The following is a 969-nucleotide window of genomic DNA, read 5'->3' on the forward strand; positions in this document are numbered from 1 at the left end:
ATCCGTACCTTCTCGACAGTGGCGCGATTATGCAGCGCACGGATGGGCCGACTTACACGACAGTGGTCGGCGGAGCCTGGCAGCTCTGGCAAGGAAGCGACCTCACGAGCGGCTCGAGCGGCGGCCCGTGGATCGTGAATTTCAAGTCTCGCGACCCAGTGCGGGAAGGTGACGCCGTTGCAGGTATCGCTTCGAAGCTCGCGGTCATTGGCGTGACGTCATGGGGAACCTCGGATCCCAATGCGGCCAAGGATAACTACTCCTCCCAGTTCCGCCAAAACGCGCAGTACCCAAATGCAAATTATGGCGGTTACGGAGCCGGCAACATTGCCTCGCTGCTGAACACGCTGTGTAACAAGAGAGCGTCCGGCGGCGGTACGTATGCATCGCAAGGCTATTGCGACTAGAGTGTGTGGTGACTGCGCCTCTGTCGCAATGAATCGCGCGCCGGCCTCGGCTGGCGCCGGAACCCCGCCATTGTCAATGCATCGATTACGACGACGGTGGTAGCGTGCGGCTTATGGCGCCAGCCGACACCTTCGCGGTTCAAAGAGTCCAGCACGACTGCCGATACTCTTGAAAATACCTTTTCAGTCTCTTCCTGTATGTCGGTTTTTGGCTTGCGGCTTGGTCTGTCCTTTGATTCATTACGCAACAGCTTCCGTTTAGCCGGTAAGACCACGGACACGCGTTGGTCGCCTCAATATGGGATGTCATCGCGCCCCGGCTTGACCCGTTTTGACTTGATGAACGGTGCTTCGGTGGACAACTCAACACGCATTTCACCGGCCATGATGACTTGGCCTGTCGGAGCGTTAGTGCCGTCCACCCGCACAAACGAAATTACGTGCTCGCGCGTAGGCCTTGCACGCATCTTCACCATTGCGCCTGTTGCCGGATATTCGAGCGTTACCGATCCATGATGGGCCTCGCTCGCAATTTCGAAGGCTCCGAGCGTGCCAAGAAAGT

The 969-nt window shown here is 58.0% G+C and carries 1 protein-coding gene and 1 pseudogene; one reads left to right on the forward strand and one right to left on the reverse strand.

Annotated elements, in window-relative coordinates; translation table 11 throughout:
• Positions 1-407: pseudogene (locus tag AWB67_RS38560) on the forward strand (hypothetical protein); the annotation flags it as partial.
• A 293-nt stretch (positions 408-700) separates the two neighbouring features.
• Here AWB67_RS38560 and AWB67_RS41270 read toward each other — a convergent pair.
• Positions 701-969, reverse strand: a 269-nt coding sequence (locus AWB67_RS41270) for a hypothetical protein (RefSeq protein ID WP_159965172.1), incomplete at its 5' end; no start/stop codon positions are given.

The organism is Caballeronia terrestris (assembly GCF_001544515.1).
Lineage (GTDB): Bacteria > Pseudomonadota > Gammaproteobacteria > Burkholderiales > Burkholderiaceae > Caballeronia > Caballeronia terrestris.